The organism is Curvibacter microcysteis (assembly GCF_028649455.1).
GTDB classification, from domain to species: Bacteria; Pseudomonadota; Gammaproteobacteria; order Burkholderiales; family Burkholderiaceae_C; genus Curvibacter; species Curvibacter microcysteis.
The window spans coordinates 389,749-414,745 of sequence record NZ_JAQSIO010000001.1; the positions used below are offsets into that span (position 1 = coordinate 389,749).

The following is a 24,997-nucleotide window of genomic DNA, read 5'->3' on the forward strand; positions in this document are numbered from 1 at the left end:
GCCATCCAGCGTATGCCGGGGACGGCGGCCTGGGGGGCCTCAGCGGCGGGGCCGCAGGTGCACATGGGCCCTCCCGCCCGGGCCATGCACATGGGGCTGGTCGGGCTCCAAGGCCACCACATTGACCTGGCCATGGCGCACGCCGCTCTCGGCCACGATGGCGTCGGCCAGGCGGCGCACCTCGGCGGTCGGCCCTTTGAGCAGCACCGATTCAATGCAGTGCTCGTGGTCCAGCTGGCTGCGCATGGAGGCCAGGGTCAGGTCGTGGCTGTGGTGCTGCAGAGTGGCCAGTCGATCGGCCAACTCGCGCTGCTGGTGCTTGTAGACATAGGACAGGTTGGCCACGCAATAGCCTGCGGGGGCTTCACGCTGACCGTCTTGTTCGATGGCGGCACGGATCAGGTCCCGCACCGCCTCGGATCGGTTGCGGTAGCCGCGCGCGGCAATCAAGTGGTCAAACTGGTGGGCCAGATCCTCGTCCAGCGAAATCGTGAAGCGGTCCATGCAATGTCCTTCCTGGGCTGGGAGTGTAGGGCGAGCCCGCGCATTCACGCTGCCGTCACAGCAGCCCCCCAAACTCCACGCTTTACCGACGGGACGGAGACCCTTGACATGACATTCACACCCAAACGCCTGCCGGGCCTGAGCGGCCTGGCCCTGACCACCCTGGTGCTGGGCCTGAGCGCCTGCGGCGGCGGTGGCAGCAGCAACAGCAGTTGGCTCAAGACCCTGGACGGCAGCGTGCCGCTGGTCATCGGCCACCGGGGCCTGCCAGGCCTGTACCCCGAAGAGACCCAGCCGGCTTACGAAGCGGCCGCCACCGCTGGCGCCGACTCGCTGGAAGCCGATCTGCACATGAGCAAGGACTGCGTGCTGGTCGTCCGCCACAACCCCTGGCTGAGCGACAACACCAACATCAGCACGGTGGCCCTGACCAACCCCGTGGTGGCCGCGCGCAAGCGCACGGTGCCCGGCGTGCAGGTGCCGGTGAGCTATTCGCTGGCGCAGTACGGTGGCCCGGCCACCTACTTGAGCGACCTGACCAACCCCAAGGACCCGAAGTCGGTGCTGAAGTCCCTGGTGGTGGACGGCGAAGACCACACCGGCGATTGGTCCATCACCGACTTCACCGTGGCCGAACTCAAGCAGTGGCTGGGCGGCACCACCTACGATGCGCGCGACCAGCGCCCGAGCAACCTGAATGGCAAGTACCCGATCCTGACCTTCCAGGAACTGATCGACATCGCCAAGGTCCAGAGCGCCAAGACAGGCCGCGCCTTGAGCGTCTACCCGGAAACCAAGAACCCCTACTGGAACAACGCCCAAGCCATGGCCAATGGCTGCGGCACCGGCACCCACCCGTTTGAAGACGCCTTGGTCAAGCTGATCAAGGACAACAACCTCAACACCAAGACCTCCCCCATCTTGGTGCAGAGCTTTGACCCGGCCAGCCTGAAGTACATGCGCTCCATCGGCCTGGCCACTCGGGCGGTGCAGCTGGTGGACGGCAATGACATCAACTTCAAAACCGGCGAGATGATTTACCAGACCAATGACGAATACAACTTCGTCGATGGCCGCCCCTACAGCTGGACCCTGGCGGGCGATGGTCGCTACTTCGGCACCATGCTGACGCCGGCAGGCCTGGCTGAGATCAAGACCTACGCCGACGGCATCGGCCCCTGGAAGCCCCAGGTCATGGCGCTGAAGGTGTCGCCCTTCCCCACCACCGCCGGCTACAGCGGCTCGATGGCGGACGTGAACTCGGTCACGCCCAACAGCGTGATCGCCGATGCCCATGCGGCCGGCCTGTTCGTGCACGTCTACACCTTCCGCAACGAGTCAAAGTACCTGGCCGGTTTCTACAAGGGCGACCCGGTGGCCGAGTACCTGACCTTCTACCGCGCGGGCGTGGACGGGGTGTTCAGCGACTTTGCCAACACCGCTTTTGCGGCACGCGCGAGCTACCTCAAAGAAGTGGGCTATTGACGCGGGTGGCCTGTGGTGCCCGCCAAGGCACTGCAGGCTGGCACGCGCTGTGCTAAAAACTGGGCACCTGGCCCCGGCCAGCGTTTGACCACCCGCCGCCCGCTTCGGGCTGGCCCAGGAGCCCCCCATGAGCATGAACGCCGTTTTGTTTTTCCCTGTGGCCGTGGCCATTGCCTTGACCCCGGGGCCGAACAATTTTTGCGCCCTCAACAACGGCATCCGCCAAGGGGTGGGGGCGGCGCTGATCGGCACGCTGGGCCGGGTCAGCGCGTTTGCGGTGTTCCTGACCGTGTCGGCGGTGGGCCTGGGCGCCATGCTGCTGGCGTCTGAAACCGCGTTTTTGGCGGTCAAATGGGCGGGGGCGGCCTACCTGTTTTACCTCGGCTGGCGCGCCTGGCGCAGCCGTGAATTCAGTGGCCTGAGCCAGCTCGACAGCCCGGCCGGCACCGCCACGCCCTCGGCTCCGCCCAAACGGCGGGCCCTGGTGCTGCAAGAGTTCTTGCTGGGCATCACCAACCCCAAGGCCATCATTTTGTTCGCAGCGATTTTTCCGCAGTTCATCGACCCAGCCCTGCCTGCCGCGCCGCAGTTTGCCGTGCTGGGCCCCACCTACCTGTGCGCTGAGTTTGTCGCCACGCTGGCCTACGCCCTGGGCGGGCTGCAGCTGCGCCGCCTCATCACCACGCAACGCGGTGTGGTGCGCCTGAACAAGGCCACGGGTGGCTTCTTCATGGGGGCGGCCGGCCTGCTGCTGGCGTCCAACAAGTAAGCGCCGCATTCATCGGGCGCACGCTCAGGGCGTGGGCGCGGTGAGCCACTGCGCGATCTGCTCGGCCGTCTCGCGCTCTTGGCCCACATAGCCATGGTGGTGCCAGGGCTCGCAGGCCTCGCCGCGCGGCGCACTGCCCCCGTCCACCCACATCAATTTTTTGACGGCCGCCTGCGTCAGCGCCTCGAATGCGGCCGGCAAAGCCTGCGGCGGACACACCCCGCAAGCGTCTTGCCGGTGGTGCACCATCAGCACGGGCAGGCGCAGGCTCGCCAAATCCTGTGACGGCAGCGCGCCCGGCTTGGCGGTGTTCAGGATGCTGGAGGACAGCACGATGCCCGCGATCTCCCCTTGCGCTTGGCGCGCCAGAGCCACCGCCAGCACCGACACCGTGCCCCGGCTGGTGCCCACCAGCCACAAGGGAGCGGCACTGCGCGCCTGCACCCAGGCGATGACCTGCGCCACATCACGCGCATGGGCCGGCGCGATGCGGTCGGCATAGCCCAGATCGGCGCTGTCGCTGGGCCGCCCCAACACCGCCACATTCAAGCCCTGCGCCAGAAAATACGGCACCGAGCGCACCAGGAAATTGCCGCCGCTGGGCAGGCCCTGGCTGACGGTGCCAAAGCCGCCGCCGCCGCCCGGAAACAGCAACACCGTGGCGCGGGCCGAGTCGACCGCCTGCCAATACACCACCGTGCTCACGCCCTCGCGGGTGGGCACCTGGAAGGCGGCACCCGGGGCCACTGGGGGCGCCGGGTGGGCCTGGGTTTGGGCGTGGCTTGGCAGCGCGCCTGCGCCCAGCAGGGCCAGCAGCACCCCGGCCCAGGCCCAGGCGCGCCAGCGCCATGCCGACCAGGGGGCAGCGCGGCGGGGTGCAGCGCGTTGGCGCGGGGGCGCAGCGCCCAAGACGTGTTTGTCCATGAAGTTACCTTTTTGCGGCATCCGTGCTGGCGGTTTGCACAAACCCTGCTGCTTTTTGCACGGGATGTCCCCTTCATTTTGACGCCCCCGACGCCCACACTGCCGGCTGGCCTGGCGCACGCCAAGCCACCTGCCACACCCCACCCTCCGCCCGGATTTGACATGCCCTCCCTGCCCCTCGTCCCCGTCGCCCTGCAGCCGCTGCCTGCACCCCGTCCCGCGGCCCGCTCCATCCAGGCCCCCAGCGCTGTGGTGATGGTGCGTCCGCACCAATTCAGCCCCAACCCCGAAACCGCCGCCGACAACCACTTTCAGCGCCCCGCCGAGGGCAGCGACGCCCAACGCGTGGCCCAGGACGCCTACCGCGAGCTGAGCGTTGCCGCCGCAGCCTTGCAGGCGCAAGGTGTGCGCGTGCACCTGTTTGAAGACCGGGGCGAGCGCCACACGCCCGACTCAGTGTTCCCCAACAACTGGTTCTCCACCCACCCCGGCGGCCATGTGGCGCTGTACCCGATGTACTCGCCCAGCCGCCGCCGCGAACGCCGCAGCGATGTGATCGAGATGCTCAAGACCGAGTACCGCGTCCAGGACGTGATTGACTACACCGGGCTGGAGCCCGACGGCCTGTTCCTCGAAGGCACTGGCGCCATGGTGCTGGACCACCTGGCGCGGGTGGCCTACACCGCCCAGTCCAACCGGGCCCATGCCATCGCACTGGAGCGCTTTTGCACCCACTTCAACTACGAGCCCATGGTGTTCGGCACCGCCGACGCCCAAGGCCAAGCGGTCTACCACACCAATGTGCTGATGTGCGTGGCCACCGACTTCGCCCTGGTCGGTCTGTCGCTGTTCTCCGACCCGGCGCGCGCCGCCCAGGTGCGGGCGCGGCTGGAAGAAAGCGGACGCGAACTGATCGAGCTGAGTGCGGATCAGATCGCCCAGTTTGCCGGCAACGCCTTGGAGTTGAGTGGGCGTGACGGCCGGGTCCTGGCCTTGTCGCAGCGGGCCCATGACAGCCTGACGCCTGAGCAACGCGGCCGCATCGAACGCAGCGCCCGCCTGCTGCCACTCAGCGTGCCGACACTGGAGTTGGCGGGAGGCTCGGTGCGCTGCATGCTGGCCGGCATCCACCTGGCGCCGCGCTGACGCCTGGGCGCGGCCCCCTCAGGCCGGCACCGCCAAGGGCAAAGCCAGCGTGACCCGGTTGCGCCCGGCGTGCTTGCTGTCGTACAGAGCCCGGTCCGCGCGCGAGATGCCGCTTTGCAAGGACTCCTCAGGCCCCAGGCAGGCCACCCCCAGCGACAAGGACAGTGGCACCTCGGCGCCATCGATGGGGATTTGCGTGCCCACCACGGCCTGGCGAATGCGCTCGGCGGCCGCCTCGGCCTGCGCCTGGGTACAGCCCGGCATCAGCAGCAAGAATTCCTCACCGCCCCAGCGCGCCAGCAAGTCGCCACCGCGCGCGTGGGTCTGCAGGGTGCGTGCCACATGGATCAGCACGCGGTCGCCGGCCTCATGCCCGTGGCGGTCATTGAACTGCTTGAAGTGGTCCACATCACCCAAGAGCACGGCCACGGACTCACCCAGGGCCTGGCTGCGGGCCAAGGCCTCGCTGGCCTGAGACTGAAAGCCGGTGCGGTTGCGCAGCCCCGTCAGCGCGTCGGTCTGGGCCTGTTCCACCAAGCTGCGCTCGGCGGACAGGATGGCGCGGCGGTAAAAGGCCGCGATCGAGGCCGACATGGCAAACACCAGGCAGACATGGACCCAGAACACTGTGCGCAGCTCAGCGCCAGGCAGCGGCGTCAGCGGCCCCCACTGGTCGCAGACCGCTTTCAAGCCCAGGTAATAGAGCAACAAACCCAGCACGATGGGCGCAGAAAAGCCGCGTGAATTGGCCACCACGATGGCGGGAATGAAGAGCAGCAGAAAGTAATGAAACCCGCTGTCCCAGCCAATCAGCAAGGAGCCGATGGCGGCGTGGGCCATGACCTCGAACCAGATCAACAGCAGCGCCAGGGTGTTTTGCTTGCGCCCAATCAGCCCATAGGCGGCCGCATACAGGAGCACGCTGAGGACATTGATCCAGGCCAGGGTCGAAGCCCCCAGCCAGGCAAACAGAAAGATGTAGCCCACATCAATGGCGCCAGCGATCACCGTGACGCGCTGCACCATGGCCCAGTAGGCCTTGCCGGCCAGGCTGGAGCCCCGGGGGCGAGGAGCCGAGTAATGCGGATCGGAAGCGGTCATGTCGCAGCTTGAAGGAGGCACAACGGCTGTGCAAGCCGCGTGCCACCGAAGTGGTGTTGAGCGCATGTTAGCGCTCCCCTGCGACACCACCAGGCGTCCGCTGACGCCTGCGCGGCATGTCCTTCACTGGAGAAGGTGCCGCGCCCCGCCCGGAACGCGCGAAGCGCACCGGGCAGAGGCCTTCATCACTTGACTTCGGTGACGAAGTTGGCGTGCGAGCGACGCACCTTCTTGAGCTTGACCAACCAGTCCTTGTCTTCCTCACGGTAGCCCAGGGGCAGGATCAGCACGCTGCGCAGGCCGCGCGCGCGCAGGCCCAGGATCTCGTCCAGGGCGGCGGGGTCAAAGCCTTCCATGGGGGTGGCATCCACTTCCACTTCGCCTGCCGCGATCAGCGCGGTGCCCAGGCCGATGTAGGCCTGACGGGCAGCGTGCTGGTAGTTGGCTTCCGCTTCGCGGCCGGGGTACATCGCCAGCAGCTTGGCACGGTAGGCTTCCCAGCCTTCGTTCTTGAAGCCACGCTCATCGTTGGTGAGGTCGAACATCTGGTTGATGCGGTCGGCCGTGTAGTTGTCCCAGGCAGCAAACACCACCAGGTGCGAACCGTCGGTGATCTGGCCCTGGCCCCAGGCGATGGCCTTGATCTTTTCACGCACTTCGGGGTTGGTGACGACGATCAACTCATAGGGCTGCAGGCCGCTGGAGGTGGCGGTCAGGCGCACGGCTTCCAGGATGTGCTCGACTTTCTCTTGCGGCACGGCCTTGGCCGGGTTCATTTTTTTGGTGGCGTAGCGCCACTTGAGGATTTGGATCAGGTCCATGGGAATTCCAATAGAAGAAGGGAGTGGAGGCGGGGGCCTGGCCGCCGGCCAAGCCGGGGTTGGGCCACCCTGCCCAAAATGCGACCCGGCGTCTGTGCCGTGAGGCCCAGCGCCGAAGAACCCAGGCATTCTGGCACCGGCCGAGATTTTCTGCAGGCGACCTGGAAATCGCTTGGTTGCCAAGGCCCAGAGGCCTCAGGCCTGGCGCATCGGCCACAGAACGTTCAGCACCTGCTGGGTCGCGGCCTCCAGGCCCCGCGCACGGTGGGCAATGCCCAGCGGGCGCCACAGCGCCGGGCGCAGCGGCAGCATGCGGATGCGCGCATCGGGCGGCGGTGCGCTGGCCTCGTGGGGCAGCAAGGTGGCGCCGTAGCCGGCAGCCACCAGGCTCTTGATGGCGTCGTTGTAGTTGAGCTCGATGCGCGGCTGCGGCTGCTGGCCGGCCGCGGCAAACCACTCCTGGGTCAGGCGCGACAAGCGGGTGCCGGCATCGTTGAGGATCAGCGGGCGGGCCGCCAGCCAGGCCGGGCTCAGTCGCTGCGGTGTGGGCCAGGCCGCCGGCACAAAGGCCATGACCGGGTCGCGCCGCCAGGGCAGCACGGTCAGGCCCGGCACCGCCGCCTGCGGCAGGGCCACCAGGCCCAGGTCCAGCCGACCTTCACTCAGGCGAGACAAGGTGTCTTGCGAGGTCAGCACCGCCACCTGGACATCGATGTCTGGGTGGTCGCGACCCAGTTGCTCCAGCGCCTGCGGCAGCAGGTGGGCGATGGCCCCCGTGGACGCGCCCAGGCGCACCCGCCCGGCCAGGCCCTGCACCTGGCGCTGCACCTCGTCCAGGGCCTGGTCGGCCTCGGCCAACAAACGGCGCGCCCGTTCGATCAACAAAGCCCCCACGCCCGAGGGCCGCACCTGGCCGCGCTGGCGCAGCAAGAGCGGTGCCCCCAAGCGGGCCTCCAGGTCGGCCACATGCAGGCTGACCGTGGGCGGGGCCAGGTGCAGTGCGCGCGCGGCCAGTGCGAAAGAGCCCAGGTCGGCAATGGTGACCAGGGTGCGCAGGCGGTCCAGGCTGAGTTCACGCATGAAAGCCCCTCGGTTCTTGGATCATGAAATCTGAATCTGATCTTCATGATATTCAACTTTTCTTAATCTCATGACAGACGCAAGATCAGGGCTCCCAGGGTCCCGGCCCTGAACCACCCCAGCCTCCAGGAGAGCCCTGACCATGACCGCCCCGCTTGTTTTCATCGATGGTGACCAAGGCACCACCGGCCTGCAAATCCACGCCCGCTTGGGCGCGCGCAGCGACCTGCGCCTGCTGAGCCTGCCCGCGGCCGAACGCAAAGACCCACAGCGCCGCGCCGAGGCCCTGAACCACTGCGACATCGCCATCCTGTGCCTGCCCGATGCGGCCGCGCGCGAGGCCGTGGCCGCACTGCGCAACCCGGCGGTGCGCGTGATCGACGCCAGCTCGGCCCACCGCACCGACCCGAACTGGGTGTACGGCCTGCCCGAACTGGGCGCGGCCCAAAGCCAGCGCATTGCCCAGGCCCAACGTGTCAGCAACCCGGGTTGCTACCCCACAGGGGCCATTGCCCTGCTGCAGCCCCTGGTGCAGGCCGGCCTGGTGCCTGCGGACTACCCCGTGGTGATCCACGCGGTGTCAGGCTACTCGGGCGGCGGGCGGGCAGCGGTGCAGGCGCACGAGGCCCCTGCCGAAGGCCAGCCCCCGCCAGCCTTCCAGTTGTACGGTCTGCAACTCGCGCACAAGCACCCGCCGGAGATCCAACAGCACGCCGGCCTGCAACACCGGCCCTTGTTTGTGCCAGCCTACGGCCACTACCGCCAGGGCATTGTGTTGACCGTGCCACTGCACCTGCGCCTGCTGCCCCCGGAGGTGACGGCGGCGCAGTTGCACGCCGCTTTGCAAGCCCATTACGCCGCGGCCCGCCATGTCGAGCTGATGCCCCTGGCCGACAGCGCCCAAACAGCCACCCTGGACCCACAGGCCCTCAACGACAGCAACCAGCTGCGCCTGGGCGTGTTCGAAAACGCAGCGCAGGGTCAGGTGCTGCTGAGCGCGGTGTTCGACAACCTTGGCAAGGGGGCCTCGGGCGCTGCGGTGCAGAATTTGGATTTGATGCTGGGGGCGAGCGCTGGGGCCTGAAGCTCGCCGCGCGGACCTCACATGGCGGGTCGCCACACCCCGCTGTCAGGGCACACCCGGACCGGGGTGCCGCCCAGCTGCAAAGCGGCCTCGGGCTGACCCGGGCCAGCAGGGTCGGGCTCCATCAGCACGCCCAGCCAGCGGCGCCACAGCGCGGGGTCAGGGCGCAGCTCCCAACTCATGAACACCTGGCCTGCCAAGGCCTCGGCCGACAGGGTGGCGGGCTCAAAACCCGCCGCATGGCGCGCCACCACGCCATGCGGCTGGGACGGGTCAAACAGCACGACCGCACCGCGCTGCACGGGCAGGCGCTGGCCGGTGGCCGGGAAGTGCAGGTCCAGGCCGGCGTCGTCGCTGAGGAAGAGGTTGCAAAACAGCGCTTCGCTGTATTGCTCGGCATCGTGGTGGTAGCGCGCGCCCAGGCAGACCATCAGGGTCGCGGTGCTGTCGGCCAGCAGCTCGCCCAGGCCCAAGCCGCTCAGCCACTGGGCGACTGCGGCTTGGCACTGGCGGTGCTCGACCCAGCGGCGGCGCATCTGCCCCCAGGGCAGGACCTCGACATCGCCCGGGGCCAGGGCCAGGTCGTGCTGCACGCTGCGCGCCCAGTCGGCCTGCAGCCAGGCCGGTGGCGCGGGCAGGTTCAAATGGGTGGCGTGCAGGCGAGCGCTGACGGGGCGGCGCCAGCGCTGCCCGTCCTGCTCGAAATGGGCACTGAGCAGCGGACCCGCACCCGATGCCTCGGCGCACGGGGTGCGGGGCTCAGGCTCGGGGGCGGTCAGCGGGGTGCACGGCATGGGCGCCAGTGTAGTGAGGGCCGCGCGGCCCCCCCTCAGTCCAGCTTCACATTCGCCTTGACCACGATCTTGGCGTAACGCTCCTGCTCGCTTTTGAGGAACTGGCGCGCGGCCTCGGGCGTGCTGGGCTTGATGACATTGTCTTGCTTGGCCATGGCCGCCATGACCTCGAGGTCGTTGAAGGCCGCGACCACGGCTTCGTGCAGGCGTTTGACCTGGGCAGGAGGCAACTTGGCGGGCGCCACCACGGCAAACCAGCCCATGACGTCCACCTCCGGGAAGCCCTGCTCAGCGAAGGTGGGCAAGTCGGGCAGCGAGGCGATGCGGCTCTTGCCCAGCACGCCGATGGCACGCAGGGCGCCGCTCTTGAGCTGGCCCTGCACCGAGGCCACCGAGGCCACGCCCATCTCCAGCTGGCCCGCCATGATGTCGGTGAGCATGGGCCCCATGCCTTTGTAGGGCACATGACGCACCTCCACCTCCATCGCGTCGATGACCATCTCACCGGCCAGGTGGATGATGGTGCCGTTGCCCGACGAGGCGTAGTTGTGCTCCTCTGGCTTGACCTTCAAGAAGGCCTGCAGCTCCTTGGCCGTTTTGGCGGGCACCAGCTTGGGGTTGACCACCAGCAAGAAGGGCGAGCCCCCCACCACGCTGATCGGGGTGAGGTCGTTCAGGCTGTCGTAGGGCAGCTTCTTGAACACGCTGGGGTTGACCGCGTGGTTGTTCGAGATGACGGCGATGGTGTTGCCGTCGGGCGCGGCCTTGACCAGGGCCGAGGTGCCGGTGATGCCGCCCGCGCCAGGCAGGTTCTCGATCACCACGGGCTGGTTGAGTGCCTTGCTCAGCGCGGTCTGGGCGGCGCGCACGATGGTGTCCACGCCCGAGCCGGGGCCCACGGGCAGGATCACCCGCATGGGTGGGTTGCCAGGGCTTTGCGCCCAGGCCGCCGGTACGCTGCCCAGGCCGGTGCAGAGCGCGGCCCCCAGGGCCAGTGCGGCGCGGCGTGTGAGTGGGAAGTTCATGCTTGTCTCGCTTTTTTTTGGGGGGGGAAGAAACGCATCGCCATGCCAGGCCGATTCAAGGGTTCAGGCGGGCCAGCACCTCCGCGGTGTGTTCGCCCACCCGGGGCAGCGGGTGGCGCACCCCAGGCCGGCGCCCGCCCATCAACAGGGGCAGCAAGACCACCTGGGTGCTGCCACCGTCCTCGGTCTGCATGGGCACCAGGCCGCCGCTGGCGAGCAGGTGCTCATCATGGATCAGTTGGTCCGGCCGCACCACCTTGGCGTACGGCAAACCGGCGGCCTTGAGGCGGGCGCACAGGTCCTCGATCTCGCACTGGCGGGTGCTCTCGGCCAGGCGACGCAAGAGGTCAGGGCGCAGGGCCACGCGCTGGGCGTTGGTGGCCAGGGCTGGGTCGCGGGCCAGGTCGGGCCGGTTCAGCACCTCGCACAGGGTGAGGAACTGCTTGTCGCTGACCGCGCCAATGAAGAGCTGCTCGCCGTGCGCCACGTCAAAGGTGTCGTACACGCTCCAGGCCGACACCCGTGCCGGAAAGGGTGGCGGCACCTCCCCCGTCATCTGGAACTGCTGCATGTGCTGCGACGCCAGCAGACAGCAGTTTTCAAACAGGGCACTCTGGATTTCCTGGCCCTGGCCGGTGCGGTCCCGCTCACGCAGCGCAGCCAGCACGCCAATGGCGCCGAACATGCCACCCATGATGTCGTTGACCGAGGTCCCTGCCCGCAGCGGGCGGCCCGGGGGACCGGTCATGTAGGTCAGGCCGGCCATGTTCTGCACCACCTCGTCCAGCGCCAGTCGGTCCTCGTAGGGGCCGGGCAAGAAGCCCTTGTGCGACACGTAGATCAGCTTGGGAAACTCAGCCTTCAAGGCCTCGGCGCCCAGGCCCAGCTTGTCCATCAGGCCGGGGCGGAAGTTCTCCAGCAGCACATCGCTTTGGCCGATCAGCGCCTTGGCGCTGGCCAGGCCCTCGGGGGTCTGGATGTCCAGCACCACGCTTTTCTTGTTGCGGTTGAAGCTGCGGAAGAAGCCAATGCCCAAGCCGGGCAGCTGGCGTGTCTTGTCACCGCCCGGGGGCTCGATCTTGATGACCTCGGCGCCCAGGTCGGCCAGGATCATGCCGCAGGTGGGGCCCATGACCATGTGGGTGAATTCGATGACGCGCACGCCTTGCAGCGGCAGTCCGGTGGCTTCTGTGTTCATGCAGTTCTCAAGGTCAAAAAGGGGGGCCACAGGGCTCAGACCGCCCGAGCGGCGGCGGCTTGAAAGTGCTGGGGCAAGCCCGCGCGGTGCAGGGCACCATGGGTGGCCTCGCCCACCAGCCAGCCGGCCACGCGCTCGCGCAGGGCCAGCAGCTGAGGCAGCTCGATGCCGGTGTCCACGCCCGCAGCTTCCAGCATGAAGGCCAGGTCTTCGCTGGCCGTGTTGCCACTGGCGCCCGGCGCATGTGGGCAGCCGCCAATGCCGGCCAGTGAGGCATCAAAGCGATGCACCCCCAGCTGCAAGGCGGCGTGGACATTGGCCAGCGCCAGGCCCCGGGTGTCGTGAAAATGCCCGCACCAGAATCGGTCGCCCGCCAGCTTCAGCGCCTGCTCGAACAGGCGGCTGACCGAGCCCGGGTCGGCATAGCCCACCGTGTCGGCCAGGCTGACGCGGTCGGCCCCTGCGTCCAGCAGGGCCTGCATCAGGCGCAGCACCTCGGTGGTGGGGACCTCACCTTGCAAAGTGCAGCCAAAGGCGGTGCCTACGCCCCCCTCGATCAGGGTCTTGCGGCCCGAGGCGTCGCGCGCCGCGCGGATGCGGCCCAGCTCAGCCACCACCTCGTCGGGGGTCTTGCGCAGATTGGCCAGGCTGTGCGCGTGGCTGGCCGACAGGGGCAAGAGCATCAGGTCAGCGTCGCCTGCCAAGGCGGCTTCGGCACCGCGCAGATTGGGCACCAGCACCGAGGCGAACAGACCGGGCAAGGTCTTGGCGTGGGCCAGCAACTCGGCGGTATCGGCCAGCTGCGGCAGCAGCCGAGCCGGCACAAAAGAGCCCACCTCGATCTCACGCTGACCTGCGGCGTAGGCGGCGTTGATCCACTCAACTTTGCGCGCCGTGGGCAGCACCGTCTGGATGCTTTGCAGGCCGTCGCGCAGGCCAACCTCGCGGATCACCGCGCGGGGGGGAAGGGTTGTCGTCAAGCTCATGTCTCCCAGTGGGGCCGGGGATGGCCCTGTTTGGCTATAGTTTGCTGAATTCCCAATCCAACTTCAAATTCAATATCGGAAGCCTCAAAGTTCCGATTCGGAATCAATAAATGCGCGACCTGGACCTGAAATCCCTCAAGCTGCTGGTGAGCGTGTGCGAGTTGGGCAACATCAAGGCGGCCGCTGCCCAGGCGCTGATCGAGCCTTCGGCCATCAGCAAGCGCCTGTCGCAGCTGGAGGACGCCCTGGGCCTGCCCTTGCTGGTGAGAGGGCGCAAAGGCAGCGAGGCCACGCCGGCGGGCCAGGTGCTGCTGGAGCACGCGCGCTCGCTGCTGTTCACGCTGGACAAGATCGAGGCTGACATGGCGCGCTTCAAAAGCGGCATCCAGGGCCATGTGCGGGTGGTGGCCAGTGCCTCGGCGGTGGCGGAGTCGCTGTTGGACGACTTGGCGGGCTTCATGCGTGAGCCGCCACACCAAAACATCCAGGTCGACATCGAAGAGCGCTTTTCGCGCGACATCGTCAGCCTGGTGCGCGAAGGGGTGGCTTCACTGGGCGTGTGCTGGAGCCAGGTCGACCTGGGTGGGCTGGAAAGCCGCCCCTACCGGCGCGACGAACTGGCCTTGGCCGTGCCCGTGGGCCACCCACTGGCCGCGCACGAGGCGCTGTTCTTTGAGGACACGCTGGGCCATGAGCATGTGGGCTTGCCCTCTTCCACCGCGGTCTACACCCTGCTGCACCGGGCCGCCGCCCAGGTGGGGCAGACGCTGAGCTACCGTGCCGTGGTGTCCAACTTTGACGCGGCCTTCCGGGTGGTCAGCGCGGGCCTGGGGGTGAGCGTGGTGCCCAGCGAGATCAGCCGCCAACACAGCGCGGCCGGCCGCATCCAGACGGTGCGCCTGCTCAATGACTGGGCGCAGCGCGAGTTCTCCATCTGCTTTCGACGCCACCAGGACCTGAGCCCGGCGGCCCAGCGCCTGCTGGCCTACCTGGAGGCTCAGGCCGAGCAGGCCGCGTCAGGGCGCTGAGCGACACGGCCGGGGCACCCCGGAGCGCCCCAGTCAGGCCTCACTCCAGGACGACCTTGGCGGACTTGACCAGGTCGGCAAACTTGTCGGTCTCGGATTTGATCTGGCGCGCCATCTCTTCGGGCCTGTTGCCCACGGGCTGGGCGCCGATCTCCTCCATGCGCTTGACGAACTCAGGCGACTGGATGACTTTGACCATCTCGGTGTTGAGCCGCACCACGATGTCCCTGGGCGTGGCGACCGGCGCCAGCACGCCGAACCAGGTGCCGATGTTGAAGCCTTTGAGCCCCGCCTCCTCCAGCGTGGGCACCTCGGGCAGGGCTGGCGAGCGCGTGCTGGTGGTGACCGCCAAGGCGCGCAGCTTGTTGCTGCGGATGTGCTGCAGCACCGGGGTGATGGTGTCAAAGGACAGCAGGATCTGCCCGCCCAGCAAGTCGGTGGCCATGGGACCGCTGCCCTTGTAGGGAATGTGGGTCAGCACCACCCCGGTCTGGGCCTGGAACTGGGCACCGATCAGGTGCTGGGCCGTGCCATTGCCGTTGGACCCAAAGGTGGCCTTGTCGGGCTGGGCCTTGAGCAGGGTCACCAGCTCCGCCACGTTGTTGGCGGGGGTGCTCGCTTGCACCACCAGCACATTCGGCACCACGGCCACGGTGGTGATGGGGGCCAAGTCTCTTTGGAAGTCGTAAGGCAGCTTTTTGTAGACGCTGCTGGCAATCGTGTGGTGCACCGCGCCCATCAGCAAGGTGTAGCCATCGGGCTTGGCCTTGGCCACCGCGTCGGCGCCGATGGTGGCGCCAGCGCCGGGGCGGTTGTCCACGATCACCGACTGGCCCAGGTTCTTGGACAAGGCACTGCCCAGGGCGCGGGCCAGCACGTCGGTGGTGCCCCCGGGGGGAAAGGGCACCACCAGGGTCACGGGCTTGGCCGGCCAGGACTGGGCGCTGGCGGCCTGGGCCAGGCCCGCCAGGGCCAGGCCGGCACTGCGCAGCCCAAGGCGCTGCCAGCGGGCGGTGAAGCGATCCAACAAGAAGGTCATGGGGGTCTCCGATTTCTGATGCAAGCAAGGCGGCACCTCACACGCCGCCCCCTTCGGATGGGTGGGCTGACGGGTGGGGGCGGGTCCGGTCCGAGGACCGGTCTGAGCGCAGAGGCGGGCTTCAGCCGCCAGCGGCGAGCTGGGCGCAGACCGCCTGTGTGACCTCAGCGGTCTTGGCCTGACCGCCCAGGTCGCGGGTGTGCAGGGCGGGGTTGGCGGTGACATGCTCGATGGCGGCCATCAGGCGCTGGGCTGCGTCGAACTCGCCCAGGTGCTCCAGCAGCATGACCACCGACCAGAAGGTGCCCACCGGGTTGGCCAGGCCCTGGCCCATGATGTCGAAGGCCGAGCCGTGGATGGGCTCGAACATGCTGGGGTAGCGGCGCTCGGGGTCGATGTTGCCGGTGGGCGCAATGCCCAGGCTGCCGGCCAGCGCGGCGGCCAGGTCGCTCAGGATGTCGGCGTGCAGGTTGGTGGCGACCAGGGTGTCCAGCGTGGCTGGGCGGTTGACCATGCGCGCGGTGCAGGCGTCGACGATCTCCTTGTCCCACTTCACGTCCGGGAACTCGGTGGCCACCTGGGCGGCGATCTCGTCCCACATCACCATGGCGTGGCGCTGCGCGTTGCTCTTGGTGACCACGGTCAGCAGTTTGCGCGGGCGGGACTGGGCCAGCTTGAAGGCGAAGCGCATGATGCGCTCCACGCCGACGCGGGTCATCATGGTGACGTCGGTGGCGGCTTCGATCGGGTGGCCCTGGTGCACGCGACCGCCCACGCCCGAGTACTCGCCCTCGGAGTTCTCGCGCACGATGACCCAGTTCAGGTCCTCGGCGCGGCAGCGCTTGAGCGGCGCATCGATGCCGGGCAGGATGCGGGTCGGGCGCACATTGGCGTACTGGTCAAAGCCCTGGCAGATCTTCAGGCGCAGGCCCCACAGCGTGATGTGGTCGGGGATTTGCGGGTCGCCGGCGGAGCCGAACAGGATCGCGTCTTTGCCGCGCAGCGCCTCCAGGCCATCGGCCGGCATCATCACGCCGTGCTGGCGGTAGTAGTCCCCACCCCAATCAAAGTTCTCGAACTCAAAACGGAAGCGGTCGCTGCCCGAGGCCAAGGCTTGCAGCACGTCCTGGCCGGCGGGGATGACTTCTTTGCCGATGCCGTCCCCGGGGATGGTGGCAATGGAATAGGTTTTCATGGGGGTGCGTCTCCGTCTGGTTTTCAGTGCCGCGACTGTAGAAAGACCCAGCCCGCTGCGCGCGCCGCTATAGTGAAAGCATTGTTCACCTGAGTTCAACAATCACGCATGGCAGACGCTATTCAACCCGCTGACCTGGGCTTCTTCTCGGCCCTGGCCAGCGCGGGCAGCCTGAGCGCGGCCGCCCGCGAACTGGGCATCACCACCCCGGCGGTCAGCAAGCACCTGGCCTTGATGGAGGCCCGGGTCGGGGTCTTGCTGGTCAACCGAACCACGCGCCGCATGAGCTTGACGCCCGAAGGCGAGCTGTACCTGGCGCACGCGCGCCGCATTCTGGGCGACATCCAGGACATGGAAGACTTGCTGGGTGTGTCCAAGTCCACCCCGCAAGGCCTGCTGCGCGTGAACGCCACGCTGGGCTTTGGCCGCAGCCACATCGCGCCCCTGATCTCACGCTTTGCGCGCCAATACCCGCAGGTGGAGGTGCAGCTGCAGCTGTCGGTCAACCCGCCGCCGCTGACCGAGGACACCTTTGATGTCTGCATCCGCTTTGGTGCGCCGCCGGACGCCCGCGTGATCGCGCGCCGCATCGCCCCCAACCGGCGCCTGCTGTGCGCGTCGCCGGCCTACCTGCAGCAGCACGGCACACCCAAGGTGCCCCACGACCTGACCCAGCACCAGTGCATCGGCATCCGGCAAGGTGACGAGGCCTATGGGCTGTGGCGCCTGGGCACCGGCCGGGGCGCCAAGCTGCAGACGGAAGCCATCAAGACGCGCGGCAACCTCAGCACCAACGACGGTGAGATCGCGGTCAACTGGGCGCTGGACGGGCACGGCATCCTGCTGCGCGCCGAGTGGGACATCCAGCGCTACCTGGACAGTGGCCGCCTGGTCGAGGTGCTGCCCGGCTACAGCACCCCGGACGCCGACATCCACGCGGTCTACCCGCAACGCCACCAGTCTGCGGCCCGGGTGCGGTCTTTTGTGGACTTTGTCGCCCAGGCCTTTCAGCCACAGCGGGGCTGATCAACAGGCGGCCGCGACCCGTCCCTCAAGGCCGAGGCGATGGGGCCGACAGCCTGCCCCGCCCGAACAGGCGCACCGCCAGGGCCGCTGCCGCAGCCAACGTGCTCAAAGCCACCACGCCCGTCCAGCCCCACTGCGCCAACATCGCACTGCCCAAGGCAGAGCCGACGGACATGCCAATGAACATGGCGGTCAACAGCAGTGCATTGAGGCGGCTGCGGGCCGCCGGCTCCAGGCTGTAGACCAGGGTCTGGTGGGCGACCAGCGCGGCCTGCACACCAAAATCAAACCCCACCGTGCACAGCGCCAGCCAAGGCAAGCGCGCGGCCAGGGGCCAATGGGGCTCCAAGGCCAGGGCAGCAAAGCTCAACACGGCCACCGCACTGCCCCAGCGGGTGACCCAGGCGGCGCCCCGCCGGTCAGCCCAGCGTCCTGCCAAGGGCGCTGCCAAGGCCCCCGCAGCACCCGCCAGACCAAAGGCCCCGGCCAAGGCACTGCCCATCTGGTAGCGCTGGTACAGCATCAGCGCCAGCGTGGACCAAAACGCACTGAAGGCCACCGACAGCAAGCCCTGCGCCCAGGCCGCGCGGCGCAACTCGGCGTGGCGCCGCCACAAACCCACCATCGAGCCCAGCAGCGCCCCGTAGCCCAGCGACGTGGTGGGGGCAAAGCGCGGCAGGCCGCGCCAGCAGGCCCAGCCAATGACGGCCACCGCCAACGCCGCCATCCCATACACGGCGCGCCAGCCAAACTGCTGCGCCAGCACGCCACTGACCACGCGGGACAACAGGATGCCGAGCAACAGGCCCGTCATCACCGTGCCCACGGTGCGGCCCCGTTGGGTGGCCGAGGCCAAGGTGGCCGCCGCCGGGACGATGTCCTGGGCCATCGTGGCCGCCACGCCGACGGTCAGGCTGGCCACCATCAACAGCCCCAAGCCTGGCGCCAGCGCGCAGCCCAGCAAGGCCAGCACCAGCAGGGCCGCCTTGAGCACGATGAGACTGCGCCGGTCATGGCGGTCGCCCAAGGGGGCGAGCAAGACAATGCCGAGCGCATAACCCAGCTGGGTCAGGGTGGGCACAGCCCCCACTTGCGCGGCGCTGGCATGCAGACTCTCGCCCAGTGGCCCCAACAACGGTTGGCTGTAGTAAATCGAAGCCACGGCCAGGCCCGCCCCGGCCGCCAGCAACAGCACCAAGGAAGACGGCAAGGGCGCGGGATCGGCCTGCGGCGAGGCCAGGCAAGCAGGGTTGGACATGGGGAGTTCCTGTTGGATGAAGGGTGTTGAACCAGGCTGGCATTCTCCTTTTGCATAGCCGACCTTGGTAGTAGCTCTATTGGAAGAATGGCTATACGCTCTACGAATGAAGAAAACCCCTCAAAGCACCGATCGCCTGGAACTGTTGCAGACCTGGGTGCGCATCGTCGAGGCCGGCAGCCTGTCGGCTGCAGCCCAGCAACTGGGGACCACGCAGCCCACGGTCAGCCGGCGTCTGCAGCTGCTGGAACGCCAGCTGGGCCTGCGCCTGCTGCAGCGCTCGACCCACGCCATGAAAGTGACTGAAGACGGCCAGCGCTGCTACGAACACGCCAAGGCCCTGCTGGAACGCTGGCACGCGATCGAGGCCGATTTACATGGGGTGCAAGACGCGCCGCGCGGCCTGCTGCGCGTGTTGGCCCCCACGGTGTTTGGCCAGCAGCAGCTGATGCCGCCCCTGGTCGAATATCTGCAGCGTTACCCCGAGGTGTCGGTGGAATGGCGCCTGCAAGACCGCCTGCCTGACTTCGTCAGCGAGGGCATCGACTGCGCGGTGCGCATCGGCCCCGTGCAGGACCCAGGCGTGGTGGCCATCCGCCTGGCCGAGTTGCCGCGCATCGTGGTGGCTGCGCCTGGCCTCTGGGGCGACGGCCCATTGCCGCAAACACCGCAGGCGCTGGCACGCCTGCCCTGGCTGGCGCTGAGCACCTTCTACCGTGACGAAGTGACGCTCCACCACAGCGAGCGCGGCGAGGTACAGCGCTTTGCGATCCAGCCCCGGCTGTCCACCGACCACCTGCACGCGCTGTGCAATGCGGCGCTGGCCGGTCTGGGCGTGGGCATTGCGTCGACCTGGGCCGTGGCCGAGGCGCTGGACCAGGGGCGGCTGGTGCAACTGGCGCCAGCGTGGACGGCACCACCCTTGCCGATTTCGCTGGTGCACCCGCCAGGGCAGTTCCAGCCCGCCCGCTTGCGGGCCTTCATTGCGCTGATGCGCGAGCACCTGCCCCAGATCCCAGGCGTGCAGGCCCCCAGCCGGCCCCTGGACAGACCGGGCTCCGGCGCAGGAGGCTGAGCGCAGTCGCCCAGGGCGGACAGCTCAGGCGTTCACGTCCACCACCACGCGGCCGCGCACCGTGCCTTGCAGCAGTTGGTGCGCGGTCTCGATGGCCTGGCCCAGGCCGATGTCGTGGCTGAGCAAACCCAGCTTGTCGAGCTTCAGGTCCGAAGCCAGGCGCTGCCAGGCGACCAGGCGCTCTTCGCGCGGGCACATCACGCTGTCGATGCCCACCAGGGTCACGCCGCGCAGGATGAAGGGCGCGACCGTGGCGGGCAGGTCCATGCCCCCCGCCAGGCCACAGGCGGTGACCACGCCGCGGTAGCGCGTGCTGGCGCACACATTGGCCAGCACCTGGCTGCCCACCACGTCCACCGCGCCGGCCCAGCGCTCCTTGGCCAGGGGCTTGCCGGGTGCGCTGAACAGCGCGCGGTCCAGCACCTCGACGGCACCGAGTTGCTGCAGGTAGTCGGCGTCACCGGGCCGCCCGGTCACGGCGACCACGCGGTAGCCCAGTTGCGCCAGCAAGGCGACGGCCACACTGCCCACGCCACCGGCGGCACCGGTGACCACGATCTCGCCGTGTTCGGGGCGCACGCCCTGGCGCTCCAGCGCCAACACGCACAACATGGCGGTGTAGCCCGCCGTGCCAATGGCCATGGCCTGCGGCGGGGTGAAGGCTTGGGGCAGCGGCACCAGCCAGTGGCCGTTGAGCCGCGCCTTCTGGGCCAGGCCGCCCCAGTGGGATTCCCCCACGCCCCAACCATTGAGGATCACCCAGTCGCCAGCCTGGTAGTCGGGGTGGCTGCTGCTTTCCACCTCGCCCACCAGGTCGATGCCGGGCACCATGGGGAATTTGCGCACCACGGGCGAGCGGCCGGTGATGGCCAGGCCGTCCTTGTAGTTGAGGGTGGAGTGGCTGACGCGCACGGTCACATCACCGGAAGGGAGTTGGCTCTCGTCCAGGTTCTTGAGCTCGGCCCATTGGCGCTCGTTGTCCTTGTCGATCACGATGGCTTGGAACATGGGGGTCCTTTCGGGGTGGCGGTTGGAGGCGGGTTAAAGCGGTTCAGGGCGGGGCAAGGCGGCAAAGAATTGCGTCGCAAACAGGCTGAGTGGGGCGGCGCTGCGTTCCAGCTTGGCGCGCAGCACGGCGCCTTCCCAGCCAATCCAGAAGAAGGCTGCCAGCGCCGCCACGTCAGCCAACGCGGCCAGTTCGCCCGCCTGCTGCGCGGCGCGCAGGTTGGCGGCCAGGCGCGCCTGCCAATCCTCGAAGGTGGCCAGCAAACGGGCGCGGAAGGCATCGGGCAAGGCGTTCATCTCCTGGCCCAGGTTGCCGATCAGGCAGCCCCGGCGGAAGTCGTACTGCGCCATGCCGTTTTGCGCGTCTTCGACAAAGGCCTGCAGGCGCTGCAAAGGCGGGCGGTCTGGCTGGCTGAAATGGCGCTCCAGCTTGCGCGCAAAGTAGTCGGCGTAGTGGTCAATCAGGGCCAGGCCGTAGGCCTCTTTGCTGTCGAAGTAGTGGTAGAACGAACCCTTGGGCACGCGGGCGCGGCTCAGCAACTCGTCCAGCCCCGCGGCGACAAAGCCCTTCTCGGTCAACACCTCCAAACCATGGCGCAGCAGGGCCTCGCGCACGTCGAGCTGGTCCTCGCGGACTTTGGGTGGGCGGCCCCGGGGGCGTGGGGGCTGGTCAGGGGTCGGGGTGGTCATGGTCGATTATTAAACCAATCGTCTTGTAAATACAAGAAGGGCCTTCCCTCAGCGCCTGCGGCCCCCCCCTGCCAGGGGGGTTCTGTCCCGTGCACGGGCGGCACCGTGGGCTTGCGTGCCGCCTCGCACAGACCCCTCCGGGTGAGCCGCGCAGCATGGTTGGCGAGGCCATTTCGCCTCGTCCTTGCGACCCAGGAGTTGCCACCATGCGTGCCCTTGTCTACCACGGCCCCGGCCTCAAAGCCCTCGAAGAACGTCCCCAACCGCAGCTGACTCAAACCGGCGATGCGCTCGTGCGGGTGACCCGCACCACGCTGTGCGGCACCGACCTGCACATCCTCCAAGGCGACGTCGCCACCTGCCTGCCCGGCACCATCCTGGGCCATGAAGGCGTGGGTGTGGTGGAGTCGGTGGGCAGCGGGGTCAGCCGTTTTCACAAAGGGGATCGGGTGCTGATCTCCTGCATCAGCGCCTGCGGCCGCTGCCCGGCCTGCCGGCGCGGCATGTATTCGCACTGCGCCACCGGCGGCTGGATTCTGGGCAACACCATCGATGGCACGCAGGCCGACTGGGTGCGCATTCCGCATGCGGACACCAGCCTGTACCCCATCCCCGAAGGGTCGGACGAAGACGCGCTGGTGATGCTCAGCGACATCTTGCCCACGGGCTTTGAATGCGGCGTGCTCAACGGCCGGGTGCAGCCGGGCAGCAGCGTGGCGATCGTGGGCGCGGGGCCCATTGGCCTGGCCACTTTGTTGACGGCGCAGCTGTATTCGCCCGCGCAAATCATCCTGATCGACTTGGACGAGCACCGCTTGGCCATCGGCAAGCGATTTGGCGCCACCCACACCGTCCACAGCGGCGCGGGCGATGCAGCAGCCCAAGTCCTGGCCCTGACCAACGGGCAGGGGGTGGACACGGCCATCGAGGCCGTGGGCATCGCGGCCACCTTTGAGCTGTGCCAGAACATCGTGGCGGCGGGCGGCTTCATTGCCAACATTGGCGTGCACGGCCACCCGGTGGAACTGCACCTGGAGCGGCTGTGGTCGCAGAACCTGACCATCACCACCCGCCTGGTGGACACCGTCAGCACGCCCCTGCTGCTCAAGACCGTGCTGAGCGGGCGCATCGACGCCACCCAACTGATCACCCACCACTTCAAGCTGGACCAGATCCTGGAGGCCTACGACACCTTTGCCCGCGCCGCCGACACGAAGGCCTTGAAGGTCATCGTGACGACCTGAGGGACTCAGCGCGGCGCGCCAGGGCCGCCCCCGTCCTGGCGGTCCCACCAGGCTGGCTCGCCAATCGACTCCCGCAGTTGCTGGATGAACAGCTCGCTGCGCCGCGAACGCCCGCGCCCCAAACCACGCACGGCAAAAATGCCAGGCAAGCCCTCTTGGGGCGGGTCGCTGAGCTCCTGCGGAAACAGGGCCACCAAACGCCCGTCGCGCAGGTGGTCACTGACCACCCAGGTGGCGATGTGCACCACGCCCAAGCCCGCCAAGGCCCCTTGCAGCATGCCGTCCTTGTCATCGGTGCGAAAGCGCCCCTGCACACGCAGCGGCTGCTGCCGGTTGACGCCCGAATAGCGCCAGACAAAAGACGGCGCCGGCGGTGTGGCCACGCTGATGCACTCATGCTGCAACAGGTCCAGTGGCGATGGCGGCATCCCGGCCCGCGCCAAATAGGCCGGGCTGGCACAGGTGACCAGGCGCACCGGCGCCAAGCGCACCGCATTGAACTCGCTGTCGACTTGCAAGCCAATGCGGATGGCCACATCCACGGCCTGCTCCGTCAGGTCCATCACCTGGTCGCTCAGGTGCAGGTCCACCTCCACCCCTGGGTGGCGCTGCATGAAATCGGCCACCGCGGGCACCACATGGCGGCGACCGAACGCGGTGGGGGCGGTGACCGTGATTTGCCCTTGCAGGGCATCGTCGATTTGCAGCAGGGCCTGCTTGGCTTCGGCGATCTCGCTCAGAATGGCGCGGGCGCGCGGCACGAATTGCTCGCCGGCGTCGGTCAGGGCCACCCGGCGGGAACTGCGGCGAAACAGGCTGGAGCCCAACTCGGTCTCCAGCGCGTCGATCTTGCGGGTCACCGAAGACACGGCCACGTCCTGCTCGCGGGCCACCTCCGAAAAGTGCCCGGCCCGGGCCACGGCCAAAAAAGTTTTGAGTGCGTCGATCATGAAGAAAACCTGCTCAAGACCCACCGGAGCGGGCGGCCGAACTTTGCACAAGATGCAAAGATTGATTGCGTTACACCCTATTGTTCCTTTATTTGCAAAAGACAACAATGGGCCTGCTTCCAATCAACCCGGCCACGCCGCCTGACGTGGCCCCTTCCCAAGGCGACAACATGAACCACCTTTCCGCTTCCACCCCACCGCGCCGTTCGCGCCTGGCCCTGGCCACCTTGCAAAGCCTGGGCTTGTCCCTGGCCCTGACCCTGGGCGGCGCCGCCCTGCCCCTGGGCTCGGCCCAGGCGGCGGCCAGCCAACAAAAAGTACAGGCCCCAGGCTGGTACCGCCTGATGGTGGGCGCGGCCGAAGTCACCGCCCTGAGCGACGGCACGGTGGACCTGCCGGTGGACCAGCTGCTGCACGCGCCCAAAGGCAAAGTGAGCAGCGGCCTCAAGAAGCATTACCTGGCCGCCCCGCTGGAGACCTCGGTCAACGGCTTTCTGATCAACACCGGCAGCCGACTGATCCTGGTCGACGCCGGTGCAGGCAGCTTGTTCGGCCCGACCCTGGGCCGCCTCGCGGCCCAGATCGTGGCCGCCGGCTACCAGCCCGAGCAGGTGGACGACATCGTCATCACCCACATGCACCCCGACCACGTTGGCGGACTGGTGGCCGATGGCAAACGGGTGTTCCCGAACGCCACCGTGCACGCCGACCAGGCGGACAAGGACTTCTGGCTGTCCAAGGCCCATCTGGACGCGGCACCCGCCGCCAACAAGGGCTTCTTCCAAGGCGCCATGGCGTCGCTCAACCCGTATGACGAGGCCGGCAAACTGAAGACCTTCAGTGGCAATGGCGAGGTCCTGCCGGGTCTGCGCACCCACGCGACCCACGGCCACACGCCGGGCCACAACGTCTATGTGCTGGAGAGCGAGGGCAAGCGCCTGGTGCTGATCGGTGACCTGATCCACGTGGCCTCGGTGCAGCTGGAGTCGCCCGAGGTGACGATCGGCTTTGACAGCGATGCCGGCCAAGCCCGCAAGGAACGCCTGCGCCTGTTCAAGCAACTGGCCAGCGACGGCAGCCTGGTGGCGGTGTCCCACTTCCCCTTCCCCGGCGTGGGCCGACTGCGCGCCAGCGGCAAGGGCTTTGCCTGGGTGCCGCTGAACTACAGCAGCCAGGTGAAGTGAGGGCCTGATCCGGCCTGAGCTCAGCGGGGCCTCAGCCCCGCGCCCCAAGGGCTCTGCTGGTAGCGCTACGGGCGTCGACAAAGCCCTGTCAGGCCTCGCTCAGCCGGGGCTGGCTTCTCCATACAGCTTGCCCGCGCCAGCCCAGTCCGAGGCCTTCACGTCTTCAAAGATCACATAGATGTAATTGGGGTCGGTGCCGGTGTGCTGCACGATGCTCTGGGTGATCTCGGCGGCCACGGCGGCTTTTTGGGTGGGGCCTTTTCCTTCGAACCAACTGACACGAACGACGGGCATGGGGATAACTCCTTCAAGGCTTGTGGTGAGGTAGAGGAAGCCGGTCTGAGCCGCCCTCCCCCAGTGGTTCCGTCATCGTAGGGTGGAATACA

Annotated in this window: 25 protein-coding genes; 9 read left to right on the top strand and 16 right to left on the bottom strand. The window is 67.9% G+C overall.

Annotated elements, in window-relative coordinates; translation table 11 throughout:
- Positions 1-39 precede the first annotated feature (39 nt).
- Positions 40-504 (bottom strand): nickel-responsive transcriptional regulator NikR, encoded by a 465-nt coding sequence (gene nikR / locus PSQ39_RS01685; protein WP_273924855.1) that lies wholly within the window; start codon positions 502-504, stop codon positions 40-42.
- A gap of 108 nt (positions 505-612) precedes the next feature.
- Between nikR and PSQ39_RS01690 the strand changes: the two genes are divergently transcribed.
- Positions 613-1,989 carry a glycerophosphodiester phosphodiesterase family protein gene (locus PSQ39_RS01690; protein ID WP_273924856.1) on the top strand — a complete coding sequence of 459 codons (1,377 nt, stop codon included), beginning with the start codon at positions 613-615 and terminating at the stop codon, positions 1,987-1,989.
- Between the two features lie 133 nt (positions 1,990-2,122).
- Complete coding sequence (locus PSQ39_RS01695) at positions 2,123-2,758, top strand: LysE family translocator (protein WP_273925603.1); 636 nt, start codon at positions 2,123-2,125, stop codon at positions 2,756-2,758.
- Positions 2,759-2,782: 24 nt separating this feature from the next.
- Here PSQ39_RS01695 and PSQ39_RS01700 read toward each other — a convergent pair whose 3' ends face one another.
- Positions 2,783-3,682, bottom strand: coding sequence for an alpha/beta hydrolase (locus PSQ39_RS01700; protein WP_273924857.1), 900 nt, complete (start codon positions 3,680-3,682; stop codon positions 2,783-2,785).
- Positions 3,683-3,937: 255 nt separating this feature from the next.
- On the opposite strand from PSQ39_RS01700, the gene ctlX reads away from it, so the two are divergent.
- The gene (gene ctlX, locus PSQ39_RS01705; RefSeq protein ID WP_273925604.1) at positions 3,938-4,828 is read left to right on the top strand and encodes a citrulline utilization hydrolase CtlX; all 891 of its coding nucleotides are present in this window, start codon (positions 3,938-3,940) and stop codon (positions 4,826-4,828) included.
- An 18-nt stretch (positions 4,829-4,846) separates the two neighbouring features.
- On the opposite strand, the gene PSQ39_RS01710 is transcribed toward ctlX, so the two are convergent.
- The 3 genes from PSQ39_RS01710 to PSQ39_RS01720 all read right to left on the bottom strand — a co-directional run bounded on the left by PSQ39_RS01710 (position 4,847) and on the right by PSQ39_RS01720 (position 7,830).
- Complete coding sequence (locus tag PSQ39_RS01710) at positions 4,847-5,929, bottom strand: GGDEF domain-containing protein (RefSeq protein ID WP_273924858.1); 1,083 nt, start codon at positions 5,927-5,929, stop codon at positions 4,847-4,849.
- Between the two features lie 185 nt (positions 5,930-6,114).
- Entirely contained in the window at positions 6,115-6,750 is a 636-nt protein-coding gene (locus tag PSQ39_RS01715; RefSeq protein ID WP_273924859.1) for an NAD(P)H-dependent oxidoreductase, read from the bottom strand.
- Positions 6,751-6,945: 195 nt separating this feature from the next.
- On the bottom strand, positions 6,946-7,830 hold the full coding sequence (locus PSQ39_RS01720; protein ID WP_273924860.1) for a LysR family transcriptional regulator: 885 nt from the start codon (positions 7,828-7,830) through the stop codon (positions 6,946-6,948).
- A gap of 142 nt (positions 7,831-7,972) precedes the next feature.
- Between PSQ39_RS01720 and argC the strand changes: the two genes are divergently transcribed.
- Entirely contained in the window at positions 7,973-8,914 is a 942-nt protein-coding gene (argC, locus tag PSQ39_RS01725) for an N-acetyl-gamma-glutamyl-phosphate reductase (RefSeq protein ID WP_273924861.1), read from the top strand.
- A 17-nt stretch (positions 8,915-8,931) separates the two neighbouring features.
- On the opposite strand, the gene PSQ39_RS01730 is transcribed toward argC, so the two are convergent.
- Genes PSQ39_RS01730 through PSQ39_RS01745 form a run of 4 tightly spaced genes read right to left on the bottom strand, consistent with a single transcriptional unit; the run spans position 8,932 to position 12,917 of the window.
- Positions 8,932-9,708 (bottom strand): hypothetical protein, encoded by a 777-nt coding sequence (locus tag PSQ39_RS01730; RefSeq protein WP_273924862.1) that lies wholly within the window; start codon positions 9,706-9,708, stop codon positions 8,932-8,934.
- A 35-nt stretch (positions 9,709-9,743) separates the two neighbouring features.
- On the bottom strand, positions 9,744-10,733 hold the full coding sequence (locus PSQ39_RS01735) for a Bug family tripartite tricarboxylate transporter substrate binding protein (RefSeq protein ID WP_273924863.1): 990 nt from the start codon (positions 10,731-10,733) through the stop codon (positions 9,744-9,746).
- Between the two features lie 55 nt (positions 10,734-10,788).
- Complete coding sequence (locus tag PSQ39_RS01740) at positions 10,789-11,931, bottom strand: CaiB/BaiF CoA transferase family protein (protein WP_273924864.1); 1,143 nt, start codon at positions 11,929-11,931, stop codon at positions 10,789-10,791.
- Positions 11,932-11,966: 35 nt separating this feature from the next.
- Complete coding sequence (locus PSQ39_RS01745) at positions 11,967-12,917, bottom strand: hydroxymethylglutaryl-CoA lyase (protein WP_273924865.1); 951 nt, start codon at positions 12,915-12,917, stop codon at positions 11,967-11,969.
- Positions 12,918-13,027: 110 nt separating this feature from the next.
- On the opposite strand from PSQ39_RS01745, the gene PSQ39_RS01750 reads away from it, so the two are divergent.
- Entirely contained in the window at positions 13,028-13,945 is a 918-nt protein-coding gene (locus tag PSQ39_RS01750; protein ID WP_273924866.1) for a LysR family transcriptional regulator, read from the top strand.
- 40 nt (positions 13,946-13,985) lie between these two features.
- Here the strand turns inward: PSQ39_RS01750 and PSQ39_RS01755 are convergent, their stop codons facing one another.
- Positions 13,986-14,984, bottom strand: coding sequence for a tripartite tricarboxylate transporter substrate binding protein (locus PSQ39_RS01755; protein ID WP_273924867.1), 999 nt, complete (start codon positions 14,982-14,984; stop codon positions 13,986-13,988).
- A gap of 121 nt (positions 14,985-15,105) precedes the next feature.
- On the bottom strand, positions 15,106-16,179 hold the full coding sequence (locus PSQ39_RS01760) for a tartrate dehydrogenase (protein WP_273924868.1): 1,074 nt from the start codon (positions 16,177-16,179) through the stop codon (positions 15,106-15,108).
- Between the two features lie 108 nt (positions 16,180-16,287).
- Here PSQ39_RS01760 and PSQ39_RS01765 point away from each other — a divergent pair, with 108 nt between their 5' ends.
- Positions 16,288-17,205, top strand: a complete 918-nt coding sequence (locus tag PSQ39_RS01765; protein ID WP_273924869.1) for a LysR substrate-binding domain-containing protein — start codon at positions 16,288-16,290, stop codon at positions 17,203-17,205.
- 25 nt (positions 17,206-17,230) lie between these two features.
- Here the strand turns inward: PSQ39_RS01765 and PSQ39_RS01770 are convergent, their stop codons facing one another.
- Positions 17,231-18,463 carry an MFS transporter gene (locus PSQ39_RS01770; protein ID WP_273924870.1) on the bottom strand — a complete coding sequence of 411 codons (1,233 nt, stop codon included), beginning with the start codon at positions 18,461-18,463 and terminating at the stop codon, positions 17,231-17,233.
- A gap of 106 nt (positions 18,464-18,569) precedes the next feature.
- Between PSQ39_RS01770 and PSQ39_RS01775 the strand changes: the two genes are divergently transcribed.
- Complete coding sequence (locus PSQ39_RS01775) at positions 18,570-19,538, top strand: LysR family transcriptional regulator (protein WP_273924871.1); 969 nt, start codon at positions 18,570-18,572, stop codon at positions 19,536-19,538.
- Between the two features lie 24 nt (positions 19,539-19,562).
- Here PSQ39_RS01775 and acuI read toward each other — a convergent pair whose 3' ends face one another.
- Positions 19,563-20,546 carry an acrylyl-CoA reductase (NADPH) gene (gene acuI, locus PSQ39_RS01780; protein WP_273924872.1) on the bottom strand — a complete coding sequence of 328 codons (984 nt, stop codon included), beginning with the start codon at positions 20,544-20,546 and terminating at the stop codon, positions 19,563-19,565.
- 33 nt (positions 20,547-20,579) lie between these two features.
- Positions 20,580-21,233: an acrylate utilization transcriptional regulator AcuR gene (gene acuR, locus PSQ39_RS01785; RefSeq protein ID WP_273924873.1), complete on the bottom strand. Its 654-nt coding sequence runs from the start codon at positions 21,231-21,233 to the stop codon at positions 20,580-20,582.
- 206 nt (positions 21,234-21,439) lie between these two features.
- Between acuR and PSQ39_RS01790 the strand changes: the two genes are divergently transcribed.
- Positions 21,440-22,477 carry a zinc-dependent alcohol dehydrogenase family protein gene (locus PSQ39_RS01790; RefSeq protein WP_273924874.1) on the top strand — a complete coding sequence of 346 codons (1,038 nt, stop codon included), beginning with the start codon at positions 21,440-21,442 and terminating at the stop codon, positions 22,475-22,477.
- Between the two features lie 5 nt (positions 22,478-22,482).
- On the opposite strand, the gene PSQ39_RS01795 is transcribed toward PSQ39_RS01790, so the two are convergent.
- On the bottom strand, positions 22,483-23,427 hold the full coding sequence (locus tag PSQ39_RS01795) for a LysR family transcriptional regulator (protein WP_273924875.1): 945 nt from the start codon (positions 23,425-23,427) through the stop codon (positions 22,483-22,485).
- A 170-nt stretch (positions 23,428-23,597) separates the two neighbouring features.
- On the opposite strand from PSQ39_RS01795, the gene PSQ39_RS01800 reads away from it, so the two are divergent.
- Positions 23,598-24,611 carry an MBL fold metallo-hydrolase gene (locus PSQ39_RS01800; RefSeq protein ID WP_273924877.1) on the top strand — a complete coding sequence of 338 codons (1,014 nt, stop codon included), beginning with the start codon at positions 23,598-23,600 and terminating at the stop codon, positions 24,609-24,611.
- A gap of 99 nt (positions 24,612-24,710) precedes the next feature.
- Here PSQ39_RS01800 and PSQ39_RS01805 read toward each other — a convergent pair whose 3' ends face one another.
- Complete coding sequence (locus tag PSQ39_RS01805) at positions 24,711-24,905, bottom strand: tautomerase family protein (protein ID WP_273924878.1); 195 nt, start codon at positions 24,903-24,905, stop codon at positions 24,711-24,713.
- Positions 24,906-24,997 lie beyond the last annotated feature (92 nt).

Excerpts from the sequence above, each read along its gene's own strand:
- nikR (WP_273924855.1), bottom strand. The coding sequence starts at position 504 with ATGGACCGCTTCACGATTTCGCTGGACGAGGATCTGGCCCACCAGTTT.
- PSQ39_RS01690 (WP_273924856.1), top strand. The coding sequence starts at position 613 with ATGACATTCACACCCAAACGCCTGCCGGGCCTGAGCGGCCTGGCCCTG.
- PSQ39_RS01695 (WP_273925603.1), top strand. The coding sequence starts at position 2,123 with ATGAACGCCGTTTTGTTTTTCCCTGTGGCCGTGGCCATTGCCTTGACC.
- PSQ39_RS01700 (WP_273924857.1), bottom strand. The coding sequence starts at position 3,682 with ATGGACAAACACGTCTTGGGCGCTGCGCCCCCGCGCCAACGCGCTGCA.
- ctlX (WP_273925604.1), top strand. The coding sequence starts at position 3,938 with ATGGTGCGTCCGCACCAATTCAGCCCCAACCCCGAAACCGCCGCCGAC.
- PSQ39_RS01710 (WP_273924858.1), bottom strand. The coding sequence starts at position 5,929 with ATGACCGCTTCCGATCCGCATTACTCGGCTCCTCGCCCCCGGGGCTCC.
- PSQ39_RS01715 (WP_273924859.1), bottom strand. The coding sequence starts at position 6,750 with ATGGACCTGATCCAAATCCTCAAGTGGCGCTACGCCACCAAAAAAATG.
- PSQ39_RS01720 (WP_273924860.1), bottom strand. The coding sequence starts at position 7,830 with ATGCGTGAACTCAGCCTGGACCGCCTGCGCACCCTGGTCACCATTGCC.
- argC (WP_273924861.1), top strand. The coding sequence starts at position 7,973 with ATGACCGCCCCGCTTGTTTTCATCGATGGTGACCAAGGCACCACCGGC.
- PSQ39_RS01730 (WP_273924862.1), bottom strand. The coding sequence starts at position 9,708 with ATGCCGTGCACCCCGCTGACCGCCCCCGAGCCTGAGCCCCGCACCCCG.
- PSQ39_RS01735 (WP_273924863.1), bottom strand. The coding sequence starts at position 10,733 with ATGAACTTCCCACTCACACGCCGCGCCGCACTGGCCCTGGGGGCCGCG.
- PSQ39_RS01740 (WP_273924864.1), bottom strand. The coding sequence starts at position 11,931 with ATGAACACAGAAGCCACCGGACTGCCGCTGCAAGGCGTGCGCGTCATC.
- PSQ39_RS01745 (WP_273924865.1), bottom strand. The coding sequence starts at position 12,917 with ATGAGCTTGACGACAACCCTTCCCCCCCGCGCGGTGATCCGCGAGGTT.
- PSQ39_RS01750 (WP_273924866.1), top strand. The coding sequence starts at position 13,028 with ATGCGCGACCTGGACCTGAAATCCCTCAAGCTGCTGGTGAGCGTGTGC.
- PSQ39_RS01755 (WP_273924867.1), bottom strand. The coding sequence starts at position 14,984 with ATGACCTTCTTGTTGGATCGCTTCACCGCCCGCTGGCAGCGCCTTGGG.
- PSQ39_RS01760 (WP_273924868.1), bottom strand. The coding sequence starts at position 16,179 with ATGAAAACCTATTCCATTGCCACCATCCCCGGGGACGGCATCGGCAAA.
- PSQ39_RS01765 (WP_273924869.1), top strand. The coding sequence starts at position 16,288 with ATGGCAGACGCTATTCAACCCGCTGACCTGGGCTTCTTCTCGGCCCTG.
- PSQ39_RS01770 (WP_273924870.1), bottom strand. The coding sequence starts at position 18,463 with ATGTCCAACCCTGCTTGCCTGGCCTCGCCGCAGGCCGATCCCGCGCCC.
- PSQ39_RS01775 (WP_273924871.1), top strand. The coding sequence starts at position 18,570 with ATGAAGAAAACCCCTCAAAGCACCGATCGCCTGGAACTGTTGCAGACC.
- acuI (WP_273924872.1), bottom strand. The coding sequence starts at position 20,546 with ATGTTCCAAGCCATCGTGATCGACAAGGACAACGAGCGCCAATGGGCC.
- acuR (WP_273924873.1), bottom strand. The coding sequence starts at position 21,233 with ATGACCACCCCGACCCCTGACCAGCCCCCACGCCCCCGGGGCCGCCCA.
- PSQ39_RS01790 (WP_273924874.1), top strand. The coding sequence starts at position 21,440 with ATGCGTGCCCTTGTCTACCACGGCCCCGGCCTCAAAGCCCTCGAAGAA.
- PSQ39_RS01795 (WP_273924875.1), bottom strand. The coding sequence starts at position 23,427 with ATGATCGACGCACTCAAAACTTTTTTGGCCGTGGCCCGGGCCGGGCAC.
- PSQ39_RS01800 (WP_273924877.1), top strand. The coding sequence starts at position 23,598 with ATGAACCACCTTTCCGCTTCCACCCCACCGCGCCGTTCGCGCCTGGCC.
- PSQ39_RS01805 (WP_273924878.1), bottom strand. The coding sequence starts at position 24,905 with ATGCCCGTCGTTCGTGTCAGTTGGTTCGAAGGAAAAGGCCCCACCCAA.